At 73.0% G+C, this 14,087-nt stretch carries 13 protein-coding genes; 7 read left to right on the top strand and 6 right to left on the bottom strand.

Annotated elements, in window-relative coordinates; genetic code table 11:
- The first annotated feature begins 12 nt into the window (after positions 1-12).
- Entirely contained in the window at positions 13-3,042 is a 3,030-nt protein-coding gene (locus IF20_RS09390) for an alpha-mannosidase (protein WP_052864639.1), read from the top strand.
- On the opposite strand, the gene IF20_RS09385 is transcribed toward IF20_RS09390, so the two are convergent.
- A complete protein-coding gene (locus tag IF20_RS09385; protein ID WP_052864638.1) occupies positions 3,039-3,503 on the bottom strand; it encodes a hypothetical protein in 465 nt (154 codons plus the stop codon). The two genes, IF20_RS09390 and IF20_RS09385, sit on opposite strands and share 4 nt — an antisense overlap.
- Before the next feature lie 131 nt (positions 3,504-3,634).
- Here IF20_RS09385 and IF20_RS09380 point away from each other — a divergent pair, with 131 nt between their 5' ends.
- Entirely contained in the window at positions 3,635-4,501 is an 867-nt protein-coding gene (locus IF20_RS09380) for a helix-turn-helix domain-containing protein (RefSeq protein WP_110944013.1), read from the top strand.
- Positions 4,502-4,601: 100 nt separating this feature from the next.
- Here IF20_RS09380 and IF20_RS09375 read toward each other — a convergent pair whose 3' ends face one another.
- From IF20_RS09375 to IF20_RS09360, 4 genes are all read right to left on the bottom strand, one after another.
- Positions 4,602-4,988 carry a GntR family transcriptional regulator gene (locus IF20_RS09375; protein ID WP_052864637.1) on the bottom strand — a complete coding sequence of 129 codons (387 nt, stop codon included), beginning with the start codon at positions 4,986-4,988 and terminating at the stop codon, positions 4,602-4,604.
- 37 nt (positions 4,989-5,025) lie between these two features.
- Positions 5,026-6,003 (bottom strand): ABC transporter permease subunit, encoded by a 978-nt coding sequence (locus IF20_RS09370; RefSeq protein ID WP_052864636.1) that lies wholly within the window; start codon positions 6,001-6,003, stop codon positions 5,026-5,028.
- Positions 6,000-6,959: an ABC transporter ATP-binding protein gene (locus tag IF20_RS09365; protein WP_052864635.1), complete on the bottom strand. Its 960-nt coding sequence runs from the start codon at positions 6,957-6,959 to the stop codon at positions 6,000-6,002. Before IF20_RS09365 ends, IF20_RS09370 begins: the two co-directional genes overlap by 4 nt.
- Positions 6,960-7,066: 107 nt before the next feature.
- Positions 7,067-7,543 (bottom strand): GNAT family N-acetyltransferase, encoded by a 477-nt coding sequence (locus IF20_RS09360; RefSeq protein ID WP_052864634.1) that lies wholly within the window; start codon positions 7,541-7,543, stop codon positions 7,067-7,069.
- 68 nt (positions 7,544-7,611) lie between these two features.
- Here IF20_RS09360 and IF20_RS09355 point away from each other — a divergent pair, with 68 nt between their 5' ends.
- Positions 7,612-8,409 (top strand): exodeoxyribonuclease III, encoded by a 798-nt coding sequence (locus IF20_RS09355; RefSeq protein ID WP_052864633.1) that lies wholly within the window; start codon positions 7,612-7,614, stop codon positions 8,407-8,409.
- Between the two features lie 211 nt (positions 8,410-8,620).
- A complete protein-coding gene (locus IF20_RS40455; RefSeq protein ID WP_052864632.1) occupies positions 8,621-9,592 on the top strand; it encodes a hypothetical protein in 972 nt (323 codons plus the stop codon).
- A 55-nt stretch (positions 9,593-9,647) separates the two neighbouring features.
- Here IF20_RS40455 and IF20_RS09345 read toward each other — a convergent pair whose 3' ends face one another.
- On the bottom strand, positions 9,648-10,433 hold the full coding sequence (locus tag IF20_RS09345) for a MerR family transcriptional regulator (RefSeq protein ID WP_052864887.1): 786 nt from the start codon (positions 10,431-10,433) through the stop codon (positions 9,648-9,650).
- Positions 10,434-10,652: 219 nt separating this feature from the next.
- On the opposite strand from IF20_RS09345, the gene IF20_RS09340 reads away from it, so the two are divergent.
- Genes IF20_RS09340 through IF20_RS09330 form a run of 3 tightly spaced genes read left to right on the top strand, consistent with a single transcriptional unit; the run spans position 10,653 to position 14,046 of the window.
- On the top strand, positions 10,653-12,179 hold the full coding sequence (locus IF20_RS09340; protein ID WP_052864631.1) for a flavin-containing monooxygenase: 1,527 nt from the start codon (positions 10,653-10,655) through the stop codon (positions 12,177-12,179).
- Positions 12,176-13,168 (top strand): alpha/beta fold hydrolase, encoded by a 993-nt coding sequence (locus IF20_RS09335; RefSeq protein ID WP_052864630.1) that lies wholly within the window; start codon positions 12,176-12,178, stop codon positions 13,166-13,168. The genes IF20_RS09340 and IF20_RS09335 overlap by 4 nt, the downstream gene beginning before the upstream one ends.
- Positions 13,165-14,046 (top strand): SDR family oxidoreductase, encoded by an 882-nt coding sequence (locus IF20_RS09330; protein WP_052864629.1) that lies wholly within the window; start codon positions 13,165-13,167, stop codon positions 14,044-14,046. Before IF20_RS09335 ends, IF20_RS09330 begins: the two co-directional genes overlap by 4 nt.
- Positions 14,047-14,087: the final 41 nt, after the last annotated feature.

Below are 14,087 nucleotides of genomic sequence, written 5' to 3'. Positions count from 1 at the left end.
CGGAGCCGCCGCATGCACGACGACCGCAGCATCGTGGAACACCGCCTCCGCCGCGTACTGGACGAGCGGGTCAGGCCCGCCCTGTACAGCGCATCCGTGCCGCTGGACGTGGGCCGCTGGGACGCGCCGGGCGAGCCGGTGCCGGTCGCGGAGGGGCTGGCGGCGCCGTACGCGCCGGCCACGGCCGGTGACGCCTGGGGCCCGGCCTGGGGCACCAGCTGGCTGCGGCTGACCGGGCGGGTGCCCGAGGGATGGGCGGGCCGCACCGTGGAGGCCGTACTGGACCTCGGCTTCGACCGGAACATGCCCGGCTTCCAGAGCGAGGGCCTGGTGTACCGCGCGGACGGTGCGGCGGTGAAGGCGCTCAACCCGCGCAACGCCTGGGTGCGGATCGGCGACCGGGTGACGGGCGGCGAGGAGGTCGAGCTGTACGTCGAGGCCGCCGCCAACCCGGTGCTCAACGTCCAGCGGCCCACGTACGAGGGCGACCGGCTCACCTCCGGGGGCACCCCGCTCTACCGGCTGAACCGCCTGGACCTGGCCGTCTTCAAGCCGGCCGTCTGGGAGCTGATCCAGGACCTTGAGGTGCTGGGCGGGCTGATGGAGCAGCTGCCGGCGGACGAGGCGCGCCGCCACGAGATCCTGCGCGCCCTGGAACGTGCCCTGGACGCCCTCGACACCGACGACGTACCGGGTACCGCCGAGCGGGCCCGCGCCGAGCTGACCGCCGCGCTCGCCCCGCCGGCCCACGCCTCGGCGCACCGCCTCAGCGCCGTCGGCCACGCGCACATCGACTCGGCCTGGCTCTGGCCGCTGCGCGAGACCGTCCGCAAGGTCGCCCGGACCTGCGCCAACATGACGGCCCTCATGGACGACCACCCGGACTTCGTGTTCGCCATGTCCCAGGCGCAGCAGCTCGCCTGGATCAAGGAACACCGGCCCGAGGTCTTCGCCCGGGTGAAGGAGAAGATCGCCGCCGGGCAGTTCGTGCCGGTCGGCGGGATGTGGGTCGAGTCGGACACCAACATGGTCGGCGGGGAGGCCATGGCCCGGCAGTTCCTCTACGGGAAACGGTTCTTCCTGGAGGAGTTCGGTATCGAGACCGAGGAGGTCTGGCTGCCGGACTCCTTCGGGTACACCGCCGCCATGCCCCAGCTGGTGAAGCTGGCCGGCGCCCGGTGGTTCCTCACCCAGAAGATCTCCTGGAGCCAGACCAACGCCTTCCCGCACCACACCTTCTGGTGGGAGGGCATCGACGGCACCCGCGTCTTCACGCACTTCCCGCCCGTGGACACCTACAACTCGGAGCTGAGCGGCCGGGAGCTGGCGCACGCGGCCCGCAATTACCGCGAGAAGGGCCGCGGCACCCGCTCCCTCGTCCCCTTCGGGCACGGCGACGGCGGGGGCGGCGCCACCCGCGAGATGCTGGCGCGCGCCGAGCGCTGCCGCGACCTGGAGGGCTCGCCCCGCGTCGAGATCGAGCGGCCGGCCGCCTTCTTCACCAAGGCGCACGAGGAGTACGCGGACGCGGCCCCCGTATGGGTCGGCGAGCTGTACCTGGAGCTGCACCGTGGCACCTACACCTCGCAGGCGAAGACCAAGCAGGGCAACCGCTTCAGCGAGTCGCTGCTGCGGGAGGCGGAGCTGTGGGCGGCGACCGCGGCGGTCCGCGTACCGGGGTACGCCTACCCGTACGACGCGCTGGAGCGGCTGTGGAAGACGGTGCTGCTCCACCAGTTCCACGACATCCTGCCCGGCTCCTCCATCGCCTGGGTGCACCGCGAGGCCCGGGAGACCTACGCCCGGGTCCACGCCGAGCTGCGGGACCTCGTCGAGGCCGCGCAGCGGGCGCTCGCGGGGACCGGTGACGAGGAGATCGTGTTCAACGCGGCGCCGCACGCACGGCACGGCGTACCGGCCGGCGGCGCCGGTGCGGCCGTCGCGCCGGACACGCGGGTCACCGCGGCGGAGCGGCCGGGCGGCGGCTGGACCCTCACCAACGGCCTGCTGCGCGCCGAGGTCGACGGCAGCGGGCTGCTGGTCTCCGCGTACGACCTGCGGGCCCACCGCGAGACGCTGGCACCCGGCCGGGCCGGGAACCTCCTCCAGCTCCACCCCGACCTGCCCAACTTCTGGGACGCCTGGGACCTCGACGCCTTCTACCGGCACCGGGTCACCGACCTGACCGGCGTCGAGGAGCTGCGGCTGGCCGCGGACGGGCCGGCCGCGGCGACCGTCGAGGTGCGGCGCGCCTTCGGGGAGTCCACGGTCACCCAGACCCTCACCCTGCGGGCCGGTGCCGCCGTTCTGGACCTGACCGCCGACGTCGACTGGCACGAGCGGGAGAAGATCCTCAAGGCCGCCTTCCCGCTGGACGTGAAGGCCGACCGGTCCGCCGCCGAGACCCAGTTCGGCCACGTCCACCGGCCCACCCACACCAACACCTCCTGGGAGGCGGCCAAGTTCGAGATCTGCGCGCACCGCTGGCTCCAGGTCGAGGAGCCCGGCTGGGGCACGGCGCTGGTCAACGACTCCACGTACGGGCACGACGTCACCCGCGACGTGCGCGCCGACGGCGGCCAGACCACCACCGTGCGGCTCTCGCTGCTGCGCGCCCCGCGCTACCCGGACCCGGAGACCGACCAGGGCCGGCACCGGCTGCGGTACGCGCTGGCGCCCGGCGCGGGGACGCTGGACGCGGTGCGCGAGGGGCACCGGATCAACCTGCCGGAGCGCACGGTGCGGGGCGTGCGGTCGGTCGAGCCGCTGGTCGGCGTGGACGTGGACGCGGTGGTCGTGGAGGCGGTCAAGCTCGCCGAGGACCGGAGCGGCGACCTCGTCGTACGGCTCTACGAAGCGGCCGGCGGCCGGGCCGGGGCCACGCTCACGGCGGGCTTCCCGGTGGCCGCCGTGCACGCCACCGACCTGCTGGAGCGGCCGCTCGCCGACGCGCCCCCGTACACCGTGGCGGACGGCGGGCGGGTGGCCGTGGCGCTGCGGCCGTTCCAGATCCTCACGCTGCGGCTGGCGCGGGAGGGTTAGGCGGTACGGACCCGGGCCCGCGCCGACCGGCGGACGCGGCGCAGGCCCACGTACTCCAGGTCGGCGAAGACCGCGACGATCACCGCGCCCGCGCCGAGGAACAGCCGCCCGAAGCCGGTCAGCGGGACCACATCGGTGCAGGCCAGGACGGCGAACGCGACGCCGCACACGGCGTTCAGCGCGATCGCCCCGGCCACGAGGCGGGGCGGCAGCACCGGCAGGCGGGCGAGCACCAAGAAGGCCACGGCGCCGCACACCATGCCGCATCCGGACACGATCGCCAGCTCGCGCGGCATTCCCAGCGGGGTGGCGGTCAGCGCGCTCTCCACCAGCATCAGTACCGCGAACACGGCCGTGCTGACGCTGTCGGTCCGCAGCACCGCCCGCAGCAGCCAGGACGCGTCGCGGGCGGGGCTCCCCGGGGCGCCGGGAGCGGTGCGGAGCGAGGTCGAGGTGGTCATGCGGGCCTCCTTGGCCTACGGCGGTGCGTACGGGCGGTCCGTATGCCCCGAACGGTGGCAAGGGGCGGGTGGGGCGGGCAATGACCTCCGAGGTCATGGACACCGCGACCGGTCCCGTTAGGCTCCCCGCCATGACCGTCCGACTCTCCGACGCAGCAGGCGTTTCCGGTCGGCCCGCCGGTGCCGCCGATGGGCCGCGGGTCGGCACGCTGCTGCGCGACTGGCGGCGTCGCCGCCGGCTCAGCCAGCTCGAACTGGCGCTGCGCGCCGGGAGTTCGGCCCGCCACCTGTCGTGCCTGGAAACCGGCCGGGCCCGGCCCAGCCGCGCCATGGTGCTGCGGCTCGCCGATCACCTCGACGTGCCGCTGCGGGAACGCAACGGGCTGCTGCTCGCGGCCGGTTACGCGCCCGCCTACCGGGAACGGGCGCTGGACGACGAGGGCCTGCGGTCCGTGCGCGGCGCCCTGGACATGATGCTGGCCGCCCACCGGCCGTACCCGGCCGTGGTCGTGGACCGCGGCTGGAACGTCGTCACCGGCAACCCCGCCATGGGGGTGCTCCTCGACGGCGTGCCCCCGGAGCTGCTCGCGGCCCCGGCCAACGTGGCGCGACTGGCGCTGCACCCCGAAGGGCTCGCCGCCCGCTGCACCAACCTCCCCGAGGTGCGCGGCCACTTCCTGGAGCGGCTGCACCGCCAGGCAGAGGCCACCGGCGACCCCGGGCTCCGCGCGCTCTACGAAGAGGTGTGCGCCTACGGCCCCGAGGAGCCGGCGGCCGCGCACCCCGAAGGCGGCGCGGCGCCGCACTCTTCGGAGGCCGTCGTCCCGCTGCGCTTCCGTACCCCGCACGGCGAACTGGCCCTGTTCAGCACCATGGCGGTCATCGGAGCCCCCAACGACGTCACCCTCTCCGAGCTGGCCATCGAGCTCTTCTTCCCGCTCGACGACCACACAGCGGACGTCCTCCGCACCCTGGACGCGTCCGCCGGCGCCTCATAGGTCCGCTGCACGCCGACGCCTCGTGGGCCCCGTACGTCCGGCTCCGCGCGGCGGCGTCCTCCGTCGGGTGAGGGTCGAGCGGTGCCCGGTACGGCAGCGCTCAGGACCGCGGGAACCGGTCCTCCAGGACGGCGGAGAACAGCGCCTCCACGTCCTCGCGGTCCAGGCCCTCCGTACGGGCCCGGTCCAGCCAGTCCGCCAACTCGGCCCGGAGCACCGCGTCGCCCGCGGACTCCGGCCGGGCGAGGGTGCGGCTCACGAAGGTGCCCAGGCCCGGACGCGGCTCCACCAGGCCCTCGCGCTCCAGCTCCCGATACGCCTTGAGCGTGGTGTTCGGATTGACCTTCGTGGCGGCGGCGACCTGCGCGGCGGTCGGCAGCCGGTCGCCCTCCACGAGGGTGCCCAAGCGCAGCGCCTGCCGGACCTGCTGGACGATCTGCTGGTACGTGGCCACGCCACTGCGCCGGTCGATGCGGAATTCGACCATGGTCAGCGCCTTTCCGCTCGGTGTGCGCCGTAGGGGTTCAGAGCGGCCGCCGGCGGGTCCACTGGACGATGAACGCCACCACCAGCACGGTCAGCGTCAGCAGGACGGCCGTACCCCGCCACTGCATCACCGGCATCTGATCACGGGTGAAGAACTCGATGATCTTATGCACGATGTCCTTGTCGGCCAGGCACGCGGCCTCCTTCTTGGCGTCGACGCAGGTGCCATAGCCCAGCAGGTGGCCGTCGGAGGTGCCCAGCCACTGGTCGTGGTTGATCGCGGAGTCGGGAATCGCCGGGAAGTCGCCGCTCGCGGGGCCGGTCCGGGTACGCGGGGAGGTCAGATGGACCCGCAGCCAGCCCCAGGCGACCGACGTGCCCACCGAGATGACGAGCGAGACCACCATCGCGGGCACCACGCGGCGGATCAGCATGCCCACGGCGATGCCGCAGCTGGTGAGGAGCAGCGCCATCGCGACCGGCACCGGGCCGGTGATGTCGAAGATCGTCCCGCCGAGCCAGTCGCCGTAGTTCACCAGCCGGTCGGCCGGCGACCACAGGGCGGTGAAGGCGAGGGACATCAGGGTGGTGCAGACGAGGACGACCAGCAGCGGCAGCAACACGGTCGCGCTGATCCAGCGGGTCCGCGCGACCGACTGCGTGGTGATCAGCCGTACGGTGCCGTGCTCCTGCTCGCCCGCGATCAGCGGGGCGCCGAGGAACAGGCCGAGGAGCGGGGGCAGGAGGGACAGCGCGTACAGTTTGTCGAACACCGGCTTGTACGCCTCGTCGAACTTCTCGGCGTAGCGGGAGTCGTTGGCGTACTTCGCGACGAAGTCCAGCACGCCGGCGCGGTGGTAGAGGCAGTAGGCGCACACCACGACGGTGACGGCGGCCAGCAGCAGGAACGCCGTGCGGTTGCGGCGCCAGACCAGCCAGGGCAGGCCGTGCAGCAGGCCACCGCCCGTGCGGGCCGAGGCGTCGGCGGTCTTCCGGGTGACGGTCAGCGCGCTCACGCCGCCTCCAGGTGGGTCTCGGGCCGGGCAGCGGCGGTGATCAGCGGCGGGGCATCGGCGGCGCGGAGGTAGCCGAGCAGGACGTCCTCCAGGCCGGGCGGCACGGTCTCCCACGGCCCGTCGGGCAGCCGGGCCCCCGGGGTCTCGGTGCGGACGAGCGCGGTGAACTGGCGGCCCGAGACGCGGTTCTCCACGACCGTGCAGGCTGCGGCCAGCTCCCGGGGCAGCGCGCCGTCCTGCGTGGCGCCGGTGACCAGGGTGTGCGCGGGCAGCAGCGCGTCGGTGTCGCCGGCCATCCGGAGCCGGCCGCCGGTCAGCACCAGCAGGAAGTCGCACATGTCCTCCAGCTCGGGGAGGACGTGGGAGGCCATGATCACGGTCGTGCCGTGCTCCGCGGCCTCGGCCAGCAGCAGGCCGGAGAGCTCGTGCCGGGCGAGCGGGTCGAGGTCGGCCATCGGCTCGTCGAGCATCAGCAGCTGCGGGCGCTTGCCGAAGGCCAGCGCGAACGCCACCCGGGTGCGCTGGCCGCCGGAGAGCGTACCGATCTTGGCGTTCCGGTCGATGTCCCCGGACCGTACGATCCGCTCCGCCGCCGCCTGGTCCCAGTCGGGGTTCAGCTCGCGGCCCATCCGGAGGGTGTCGGCGACCGAGAACCGCTTGTACAGCGGCTTGTCCTGGGCCAGGAAGGCGAACCGGGACAGCACGGCCGGGTCGGTGACCGGCACGCCGAACAGCTCCAGCGTTCCGGCCGTCGGGCGCACCAGCCGGGTGGCGGAGCCGAGGAACGTGCTCTTGCCCGCACCGTTCGGCCCGACCAGCGCGCAGATCCGGCCGGCCGGGACCCGGAACGAGACGTCCCGCAGCGCCCATCCCCGCCGGTACTTCTTGCCCAGTCCGCGTGCCTCGACCGCCCAGTCACCGGACCCGTCGGCACCCTGCTCTGTCGGGTCGCTCATGCTCCGGCCCCCCTTCCCTACTTCCACTAGTTCATTAGTGGAATGAGTATGGGGAGCGGCCCGGTCCGCTGTCAATCACGATCTTGTGAGGGGTGGGCCGCCGCAGGTCAGGGCAGCAGGGACTTCCCCAGGTGCCGGCTGTCGTCGTAGTACCGGTAGTGCCCGAACTTCGCCACCGGCAGATAGCCGCTGGACGCGTACAGCTCCAGCGCCTCCGGCTGCTTGATGCCCGTCTCCAGCACCATCCGCGTACGGCCCGCCGCGCGGGCGTCGTCCTCCAGTGCCGCCAAGATGCGCCGCGCCAGCCCGCGCCCGCGCGCCTCGGCCGTCACGAACATCCGCTTGATCTCGGCGTCGCCGTCCGCGTACCCCTCGCCGTCCTCGTCCCGGGTCCGCCAGCCCCCGGTGGCCAGCGGCCGGCCGTCCTCGTACGCGAGGAGGTAGACGCCGTTCGGCGGCACGAACATCTCCGGGTCCAGCGGCGTCACGTCGGGGTCGCCGTAGCGCAGCACGTACTCCTGCTGGACGAGCGCGTCGAGCGTGACGGCGTCGGGATGGTCATAGCGAACCGGGCGAATCTCCATTCGCGAAATCGTACGTGCGTCCGAAGGGTGGCGGCGAGCGAGACACCTGGGTCGGCTATCGTGCCCGGATGCTCACCGTCACCTCAGTAAACGTGAATGGCCTGCGGGCCGCCTCGAAGAAGGGCTTTGTGCCGTGGCTGGCGGAGACCGCCGCCGACGTGGTCTGCCTGCAGGAGGTGCGCGCCGAAATCGAACAGCTCCCGGCGGAGGTACGGGCGCCGGAGGGCTGGTTCGCCACGTACGCCCCGGCCGCGGCCAAGGGACGGGCCGGAGTGGCGCTGCTGACCCGCCGGGAGCCGGACCGGGTGCGGGTGGGCTTCGGGTCGGCGGAGTTCGACACCAGCGGCCGCTACGTCGAGGCCGACCTGCCGGGCGTCACCGTCGCCAGCCTCTACCTGCCCTCCGGCGAGGTCGGCACCGAGCGCCAGGACGAGAAGGAACGCTTCATGGCGGAGTTCCTGCCGTACCTGGCGGACCTGAAGGCCAGGGCGGCGGCGGACGGCCGCGAGGTCGTGGTCTGCGGCGACTGGAACATCGCCCACCAGGAGGCCGACCTGAAGAACTGGAAGGCCAATCAGAAGAAGGCCGGCTTCCTCCCCGAGGAGCGCGCCTGGCTCACCCGCGTCCTGGACGAGGCCGGCTACCGCGACGTCGTCCGCGCCCTCCACCCGGACGTCGCGGGCCCGTACTCCTGGTGGTCCTACCGCGGCAAGGCCTTCGACAACGACGCCGGCTGGCGCATCGACTACCAGATGGCCACCCCCGGCCTGGCGAACCGCGCCGTCAAGGCGTACGTCGAGCGCGCCGCCGCGTACGACCAGCGCTGGTCCGACCACGCCCCGGTGACGGCGGTCTACGAGCTCTGAGGCGGTGCGGAGCCGCCCGGGACGAGGGGTCCCGGGCGGCTCCGCGCGCGTTCACCCGCGTGTCCGAGTACGGCACTCCAGCGCGCCGTTTCTTTCACCCACTCATGCGTGTTAGTCAGCATCTCTCCTGTTTTCATGCTTTGTTGCGTTTTGTCGACATTGATGCCGCGAGCCGGTTCTGGTCGCGGCACTCCAGGAGAGGAAACGCACCATGCCCTACAGGATCAAGGTCGTCTCCGGCGCGTTGGTCGGAGCGGCGCTGCTGCTGGCTCAGGCGGGGACCGCATCGGCCGGCTCCGCCGAGCGGCCCGCGGCCCCGGCGAAGGGAGACTTCCGCATCGCCAGTGCCGTCGACGGCCGCTGCCTCGCCCCGCGTGCGGTCAAGGACGTGCTCGACCTGTCGCTCATCACCTGCGGCAGCCAGGGCGTGACCGACGTGTTCGGCCTGAAGCCGCACGCGGACCGGTTCCAGCTGCGCAGCGAGGCGAAGAAGGGGTGCCTCGGCACGAGTCCCGCACGCAAGCTGATGTTCCCGTCCTGCTCGGCGAAGCACCTGACGGACTGGACGTTCACCCGGCACGGCGACGGCTACCAGATCCGCAGAACCGGCACGGACCCCAGTCGCAGCCAGTTGCGGGCGCCTTTGCAAACGTACTGCCTCACCGAGGTCGTCGACCGCGCGAAGGGCGACCGGGTCGCCCTGAGGCCGTGCTCGGACCGGAGCCCGCGGCAGATCTGGAAGCTGAAGCCGGTGCGGCAGGCGGTCGCGCCGAAGCCGGACCCGGTGCAGCAGCCGGCCGGCAAGCCCGAGCCGGGGAGGCCGCAGGCCGCGAAGCCCGAGCCCGGGAAGCCGGAGGCCGCGAAGCCGGCCGCCGGGAAGCCGGCCGCCGGGAAGCCGCAGCCGGCGAAGCCCGAGGCCGCTCAGCACCAGGCCACCGAGCCGCAGGCCGCCAAGCCTCAGGGCGTGCAGCCGCAGGGTACGAAGCCGGCGGCGGGGCAGCACCCGGCCGCCACAAAGCCGGCGGGGGCCAGGCCCGAGGCCGACCAGCTCCCGAGTGGCCAGCAGCCGAGTGGCCAGCAGCCGAACGGCCAGCAGCAGAACGGTCAGCACCCCGCGGAGCACCAAGCGGGCGGGCAGCGTCCGGCCACCGTGCCCGCGTCGGGGTACCCGGCAGGCGCGTGACCGACAGCGGCACGAGGAGCTGAGCCCGTTTCCGGCGCAGGTGCCGGAGGCGGGCTCAGTCGTCGTCCGCGGCCTCGTCCGCCGGTGACGTCGAGGGCGATGCCGGTGACGTCGAGGACGTCGTACCGTCCGCCCAGGAGGCGAGCTCGGCGCCGATGGCGCGGTCCATGGCCATGGACAGCTCGGCGTCGACGATCCCCTTGGAGAGCGGGCGGAGCTTGTCGATGGTCTGCGCGAGCCGGGTCAGCTCCTCCGGGCCGAGCTCGGCGCCGGCCTCCACGCGGGCCAGCACGTCCTGCAGGACGTGGGTGCGAATGACCTTGATGAACAGCCCGGCGAGCGCGTCGGCGTGCGCGCGCACCTGGCGCCCTGCGTCCAGGACGGCGGCGAGCGGCACGCCCGCGGCGACCAGGTCCGTGGAGGCGTCCAGCAGCCGCCGGCTGATGTGCACGAACTCGTCGCCGTCGACGGCGAGGTAGCCGATGTCCAGGGACGTGGCGAGGTTGTCGACCGTCACGTCGTCCTTGAAGTGGTCGGCCAGCTCCTCCGGGGTGAGGCGGACCGGGGTCTCCTCCGAGAAGGGCGCCACCAGTGAGCCGCTGTCCAGGCCGAGGAGTTCGCCGACGTCCCGGCCGCTTTCGAAGGCGGTGAGCAGCTGCGCGATGCCGCCGAGGTTGTGGCCGCGCTCCAGCAGCGCCGCGATCGTCCGGAGCCGGGCGAGGTGGTGCTCGTTGTACCAGGCGATGCGGCCCTCGCGGCGGGGCGGCGGGATGAGCTTGCGCTCGCGGTAGAAGCGCAGCGTACGGACCGTGATGCCGGCCTCCGCCGCCAGCTCGGACATGCGGAACTCGCGCTCCTTCGGGCCGTCCTCCGTGCCTGTGTTCGCTTCCACGGCTTCACCCTATGCCGGGTGCCCGGCGCCGCCGGGAGGTGCAACCGCCGGTAACTTCCTTCCGCTCAACCCCTACCGCTCGGTACGGAGCTGCCCTACTCTCCGACTGTGCCAGTGATTACTGGCGCGGTTCGGAGTGGTCGACGGTACGGACACAGGAGGCGCGGCATGGCCGAGCGCGAACACGAGCACGTACGGGTGGTGGTGATCGGATCGGGGTTCGGCGGCCTGGGGGCCGCCGTCCGGCTGCGCCGCCAGGGGATCACCGACTTCGTCGTCCTGGAGCGGGCCGGCTCCGTGGGCGGCACCTGGCGCGACAACAGCTACCCGGGCTGCGCCTGCGATGTGCCGTCGCACCTGTACTCGTTCTCCTTCGCGCCCAACCCCGAGTGGCCGCGGAACTTCTCCGGGCAGCCGCACATCAGGGCGTACCTGGAGCGGGTCACCGACACCTTCGGGCTGCGGCCGCACCTGCGCTTCGACGCCGAGGTGAAGAGCGCGCGGTGGAACACCGAGGAGCTGTACTGGGAGATCGAGACGGCACAGGGCCCGCTCACCGCCGACATGGTCGTCTCGGCCACCGGGCCGCTCTCCGACCCGCAGATCCCCGACGTCCCCGGGCTCGACTCCTTCGAGGGCAAGGTCTTCCACTCGGCGCGCTGGGACCACGACTACGACCTCCGCGGCAAGCGGGTCGCGATGATCGGTACGGGCGCCTCGGCGATCCAGGTCGTGCCGGCGATCCAGCCGACCGTGGACAGGCTGACGGTCTTCCAGCGGACGCCCCCGTGGGTCATGCCGCGCGCCGACCGGAAGATCACGCGAGCCGAGCACTGGCTGCACACCAAGGTGCCCGCCACCCGCGCGCTCCGCCGCCAGCTGCTGTGGGGCATCCGCGAGCTCCAGGTCTCCGCCTTCACCAAGCGACCCAAGGAGCTGGGCCTGGTGCAGGCGCTGGCCAAGGCGCACATGCACCGGGCGGTCAAGGACCCGGCCCTGCGTGCCAAGCTCACCCCGGACTACACCATTGGCTGCAAGCGCATCCTGCTGTCCAACAGCTACTACCCGGCGCTCGCGAAGCCCAACGTGGACGTCGTGGCCGCCGGCCTGAAGGAGGTGCGCGGCAACACCCTGGTGGCCGCCGACGGCACCGAGACCGAGGTCGACGCGATCATCTTCGGCACCGGCTTCCACGTCACGGACATGCCCATCGCCTCGCGGGTGACCGGCGCCAACGGCACGACGCTGGCGGAGGAGTGGAAGGACGGCATGGAGGCGCTGCGCGGCAGCAGCGCGGCCGGCTTCCCCAACTTCCTGACGATCATCGGGCCCAACACCGGCCTCGGGAACAGCTCGATGATCCTCATGATCGAGTCGCAGCTGAACTACATGATCGACTACCTGCGCCAGCTCGACCTGCTCGGCGACCGCATCGCCCTGGACGCCCGCCCCTCCGCGGTGCACGCCTGGTCCGCCGCCATCCAGCAGCGCATGGAGCGCACCGTCTGGAGCACCGGCGGCTGCGACAGCTGGTACCTGGACAAGAACGGCCGCAACACCACGGTCTGGCCCGGCACCACCGCCGAGTTCCGCAAGGTCACCCGCCAGGTCGACCTGGCCGAGTACCAGGTACTGCGCGCGCCCGCACGCACCGGTAACGAGAGCACCGACAAGACCGTGGAGGCCGCCGCATGAGCCGCCCGCCGTACGTCACCACCGGGCGCTACGCCCCGCCCGCTGCCCGCCGCGAGCTGACCGTCACCTCCGCCGACGGCTCCCGGCTGCACGCCGAGGTGCACGGCCCGGAGGATGCGCCCGCCGTCGTCCTCGCGCACGGCTGGACCTGCTCCACCGCCTTCTGGGCCCCGGTCGTCCGCCTGCTGGCCGACGACCACAAGGTCGTCGTCTACGACCAGCGCGGCCACGGCCGCAGCCCGGCCGCCGGCCCCGGCGGCTACAGCACCGACGCGCTCGCCGACGACCTCGAAGCGGTACTGGAGGCCGCGCTGGAGTCCGGCGAGAGAGCCGTACTGGTCGGGCACTCCATGGGCGGCATGACCGCGATGGCCGCGGCGCGCCGCCCCGGCATGCGCGAGCGCGCCGCCGCCGTCCTGCTGTGCAGCACCGGCGCCGCCGACCTCGCGGCGGAGGCCATGGTCATCCCGCTGCGCTCGCCCGGCGCGCGCCGCTTCGCGCACCGCGCGATCCTCGGCTCGCGTGCTCCGCTGGGCCCCGTCACGGCGCCCGGCAAGCGCGTCCTGAAGTACGCCACGATGGGCCCGGCCGCCACCCCCGAGCAGATCGAGGCGTGCGCCCGCATCGTGCATTCCTGCCCGACCGGGGTACGCGCCCAGTGGGGCAAGGCGCTCGCCGGCCTGGAGCTGACGGGCGAGGTGGCCCGCCTGGAGGTGCCGACCGCGATCGTGGCGGGCACCGCCGACCGGCTCACGCCCATCGTGCTCGCCCGCCGGCTGGCCTCCGTACTGCCGAACTGCCTGGACCTGACCGAGCTGCCGGGTGCCGGCCACATGACGCCCGTCGAGGAGCCGGACGCGGTCGCCGACCGGATCCGCGCACTCGTCCGGGACCACCTGACCGCGGCCGCGCCCGAGCCGGCCGCGCTCGCCCCGAAGCAGAAGACCAAGGCGCGGCGCGCCCGGGAAGCGAAGGAGAAGTCGGCATGAGCGGACGCAGGACCCTGGAGGGGCAGGTCGTCGTCGTCACCGGTGCGGCACGCGGCGTCGGTGAGCTGCTGGCCCGCAAGCTGTCGGCGCGCGGCGCCAAGCTCGCGCTGGTCGGCCTTGAGCCGGACGAGCTGAAGAAGGTCGCCGCCTCCCTGCACGGCGAGGCGGCGCACTGGCACGCCGACGTCACCGACCACGAGGCGCTCGCCCGGGTCGCGCAGGAGGTGAAGGCGCACTTCGGCAAGGTGGACGTGGTGGTCGCCAACGCGGGCGTGGCCACGGGCGGCCCGTTCGTCGACTCCGACCCGGTCGCCTGGCGGCGGGTGATCGAGGTGAACCTCATCGGCGGCGCCGTCACCGGGCGGGCCTTCCTGCCCGTGCTGATGGAGTCCCGCGGCTACTTCCTGCAGGTCGCCTCGCTCGCCGCGATCACCCCGGCGCCGATGATGACCGCGTACTGCGCGTCCAAGTCGGGCGTCGAGGCGTTCGCGCACAGCCTGCGCGGCGAGGTCGGCCACAAGGGCGCACGCGTCGGCGTCGGCTACCTGAGCTGGACCGACACCGACATGGTGCGCGGCGCCGACCAGGACGACGTGATGCGCGAGCTGCGCCAGCGGCTGCCCTGGCCGTCGAACAAGACGTACCCGCTCGGCCCGGCCGTCGACCGGCTCGTGGCGGGCATCGAGCGCCGCTCCGCGCACGTCTACGGCCAGTGGTGGCTGCGCGGGATGCAGTCCATACGCGGGTACCTGCCCAGCATCATCGGGACGGTCGGGCAGCGCGAGATGAAGCGCTTCGGCGACCGGCTGGACGGGATGAGGATCGGGCTGGTGGGCGCCGGCGGCGCGGCGGACGAGAGCGCCCGGACCCAGCGGTAGTGTCCGATATGCACCTTTAACCCATATGTGCGACACTGGTG

This window comes from Streptomyces niger (assembly GCF_000718305.1).
GTDB classification, from domain to species: Bacteria; Actinomycetota; Actinomycetes; order Streptomycetales; family Streptomycetaceae; genus Streptomyces; species Streptomyces niger.
The sequence above is the reverse complement of the archived record's forward strand: the minus strand, read 5'-3'. Positions and strand labels throughout refer to the sequence as shown.

Bases quoted from the DNA above. Each gene is read 5' to 3' on its own strand.
- IF20_RS09385 (WP_052864638.1), bottom strand. From the start codon at position 3,503: ATGACCACCTCGACCTCGCTCCGCACCGCTCCCGGCGCCCCGGGGAGC.
- IF20_RS09335 (WP_052864630.1), top strand. From the start codon at position 12,176: ATGAGCCGCCCGCCGTACGTCACCACCGGGCGCTACGCCCCGCCCGCT.
- IF20_RS09365 (WP_052864635.1), bottom strand. From the start codon at position 6,959: ATGAGCGACCCGACAGAGCAGGGTGCCGACGGGTCCGGTGACTGGGCG.
- IF20_RS09390 (WP_052864639.1), top strand. From the start codon at position 13: ATGCACGACGACCGCAGCATCGTGGAACACCGCCTCCGCCGCGTACTG.
- IF20_RS09340 (WP_052864631.1), top strand. From the start codon at position 10,653: ATGGCCGAGCGCGAACACGAGCACGTACGGGTGGTGGTGATCGGATCG.
- IF20_RS09375 (WP_052864637.1), bottom strand. From the start codon at position 4,988: ATGGTCGAATTCCGCATCGACCGGCGCAGTGGCGTGGCCACGTACCAG.
- IF20_RS09330 (WP_052864629.1), top strand. From the start codon at position 13,165: ATGAGCGGACGCAGGACCCTGGAGGGGCAGGTCGTCGTCGTCACCGGT.
- IF20_RS40455 (WP_052864632.1), top strand. From the start codon at position 8,621: ATGCCCTACAGGATCAAGGTCGTCTCCGGCGCGTTGGTCGGAGCGGCG.
- IF20_RS09345 (WP_052864887.1), bottom strand. From the start codon at position 10,433: ATGTCCGAGCTGGCGGCGGAGGCCGGCATCACGGTCCGTACGCTGCGC.
- IF20_RS09360 (WP_052864634.1), bottom strand. From the start codon at position 7,543: ATGGAGATTCGCCCGGTTCGCTATGACCATCCCGACGCCGTCACGCTC.
- IF20_RS09355 (WP_052864633.1), top strand. From the start codon at position 7,612: ATGCTCACCGTCACCTCAGTAAACGTGAATGGCCTGCGGGCCGCCTCG.
- IF20_RS09380 (WP_110944013.1), top strand. From the start codon at position 3,635: ATGACCGTCCGACTCTCCGACGCAGCAGGCGTTTCCGGTCGGCCCGCC.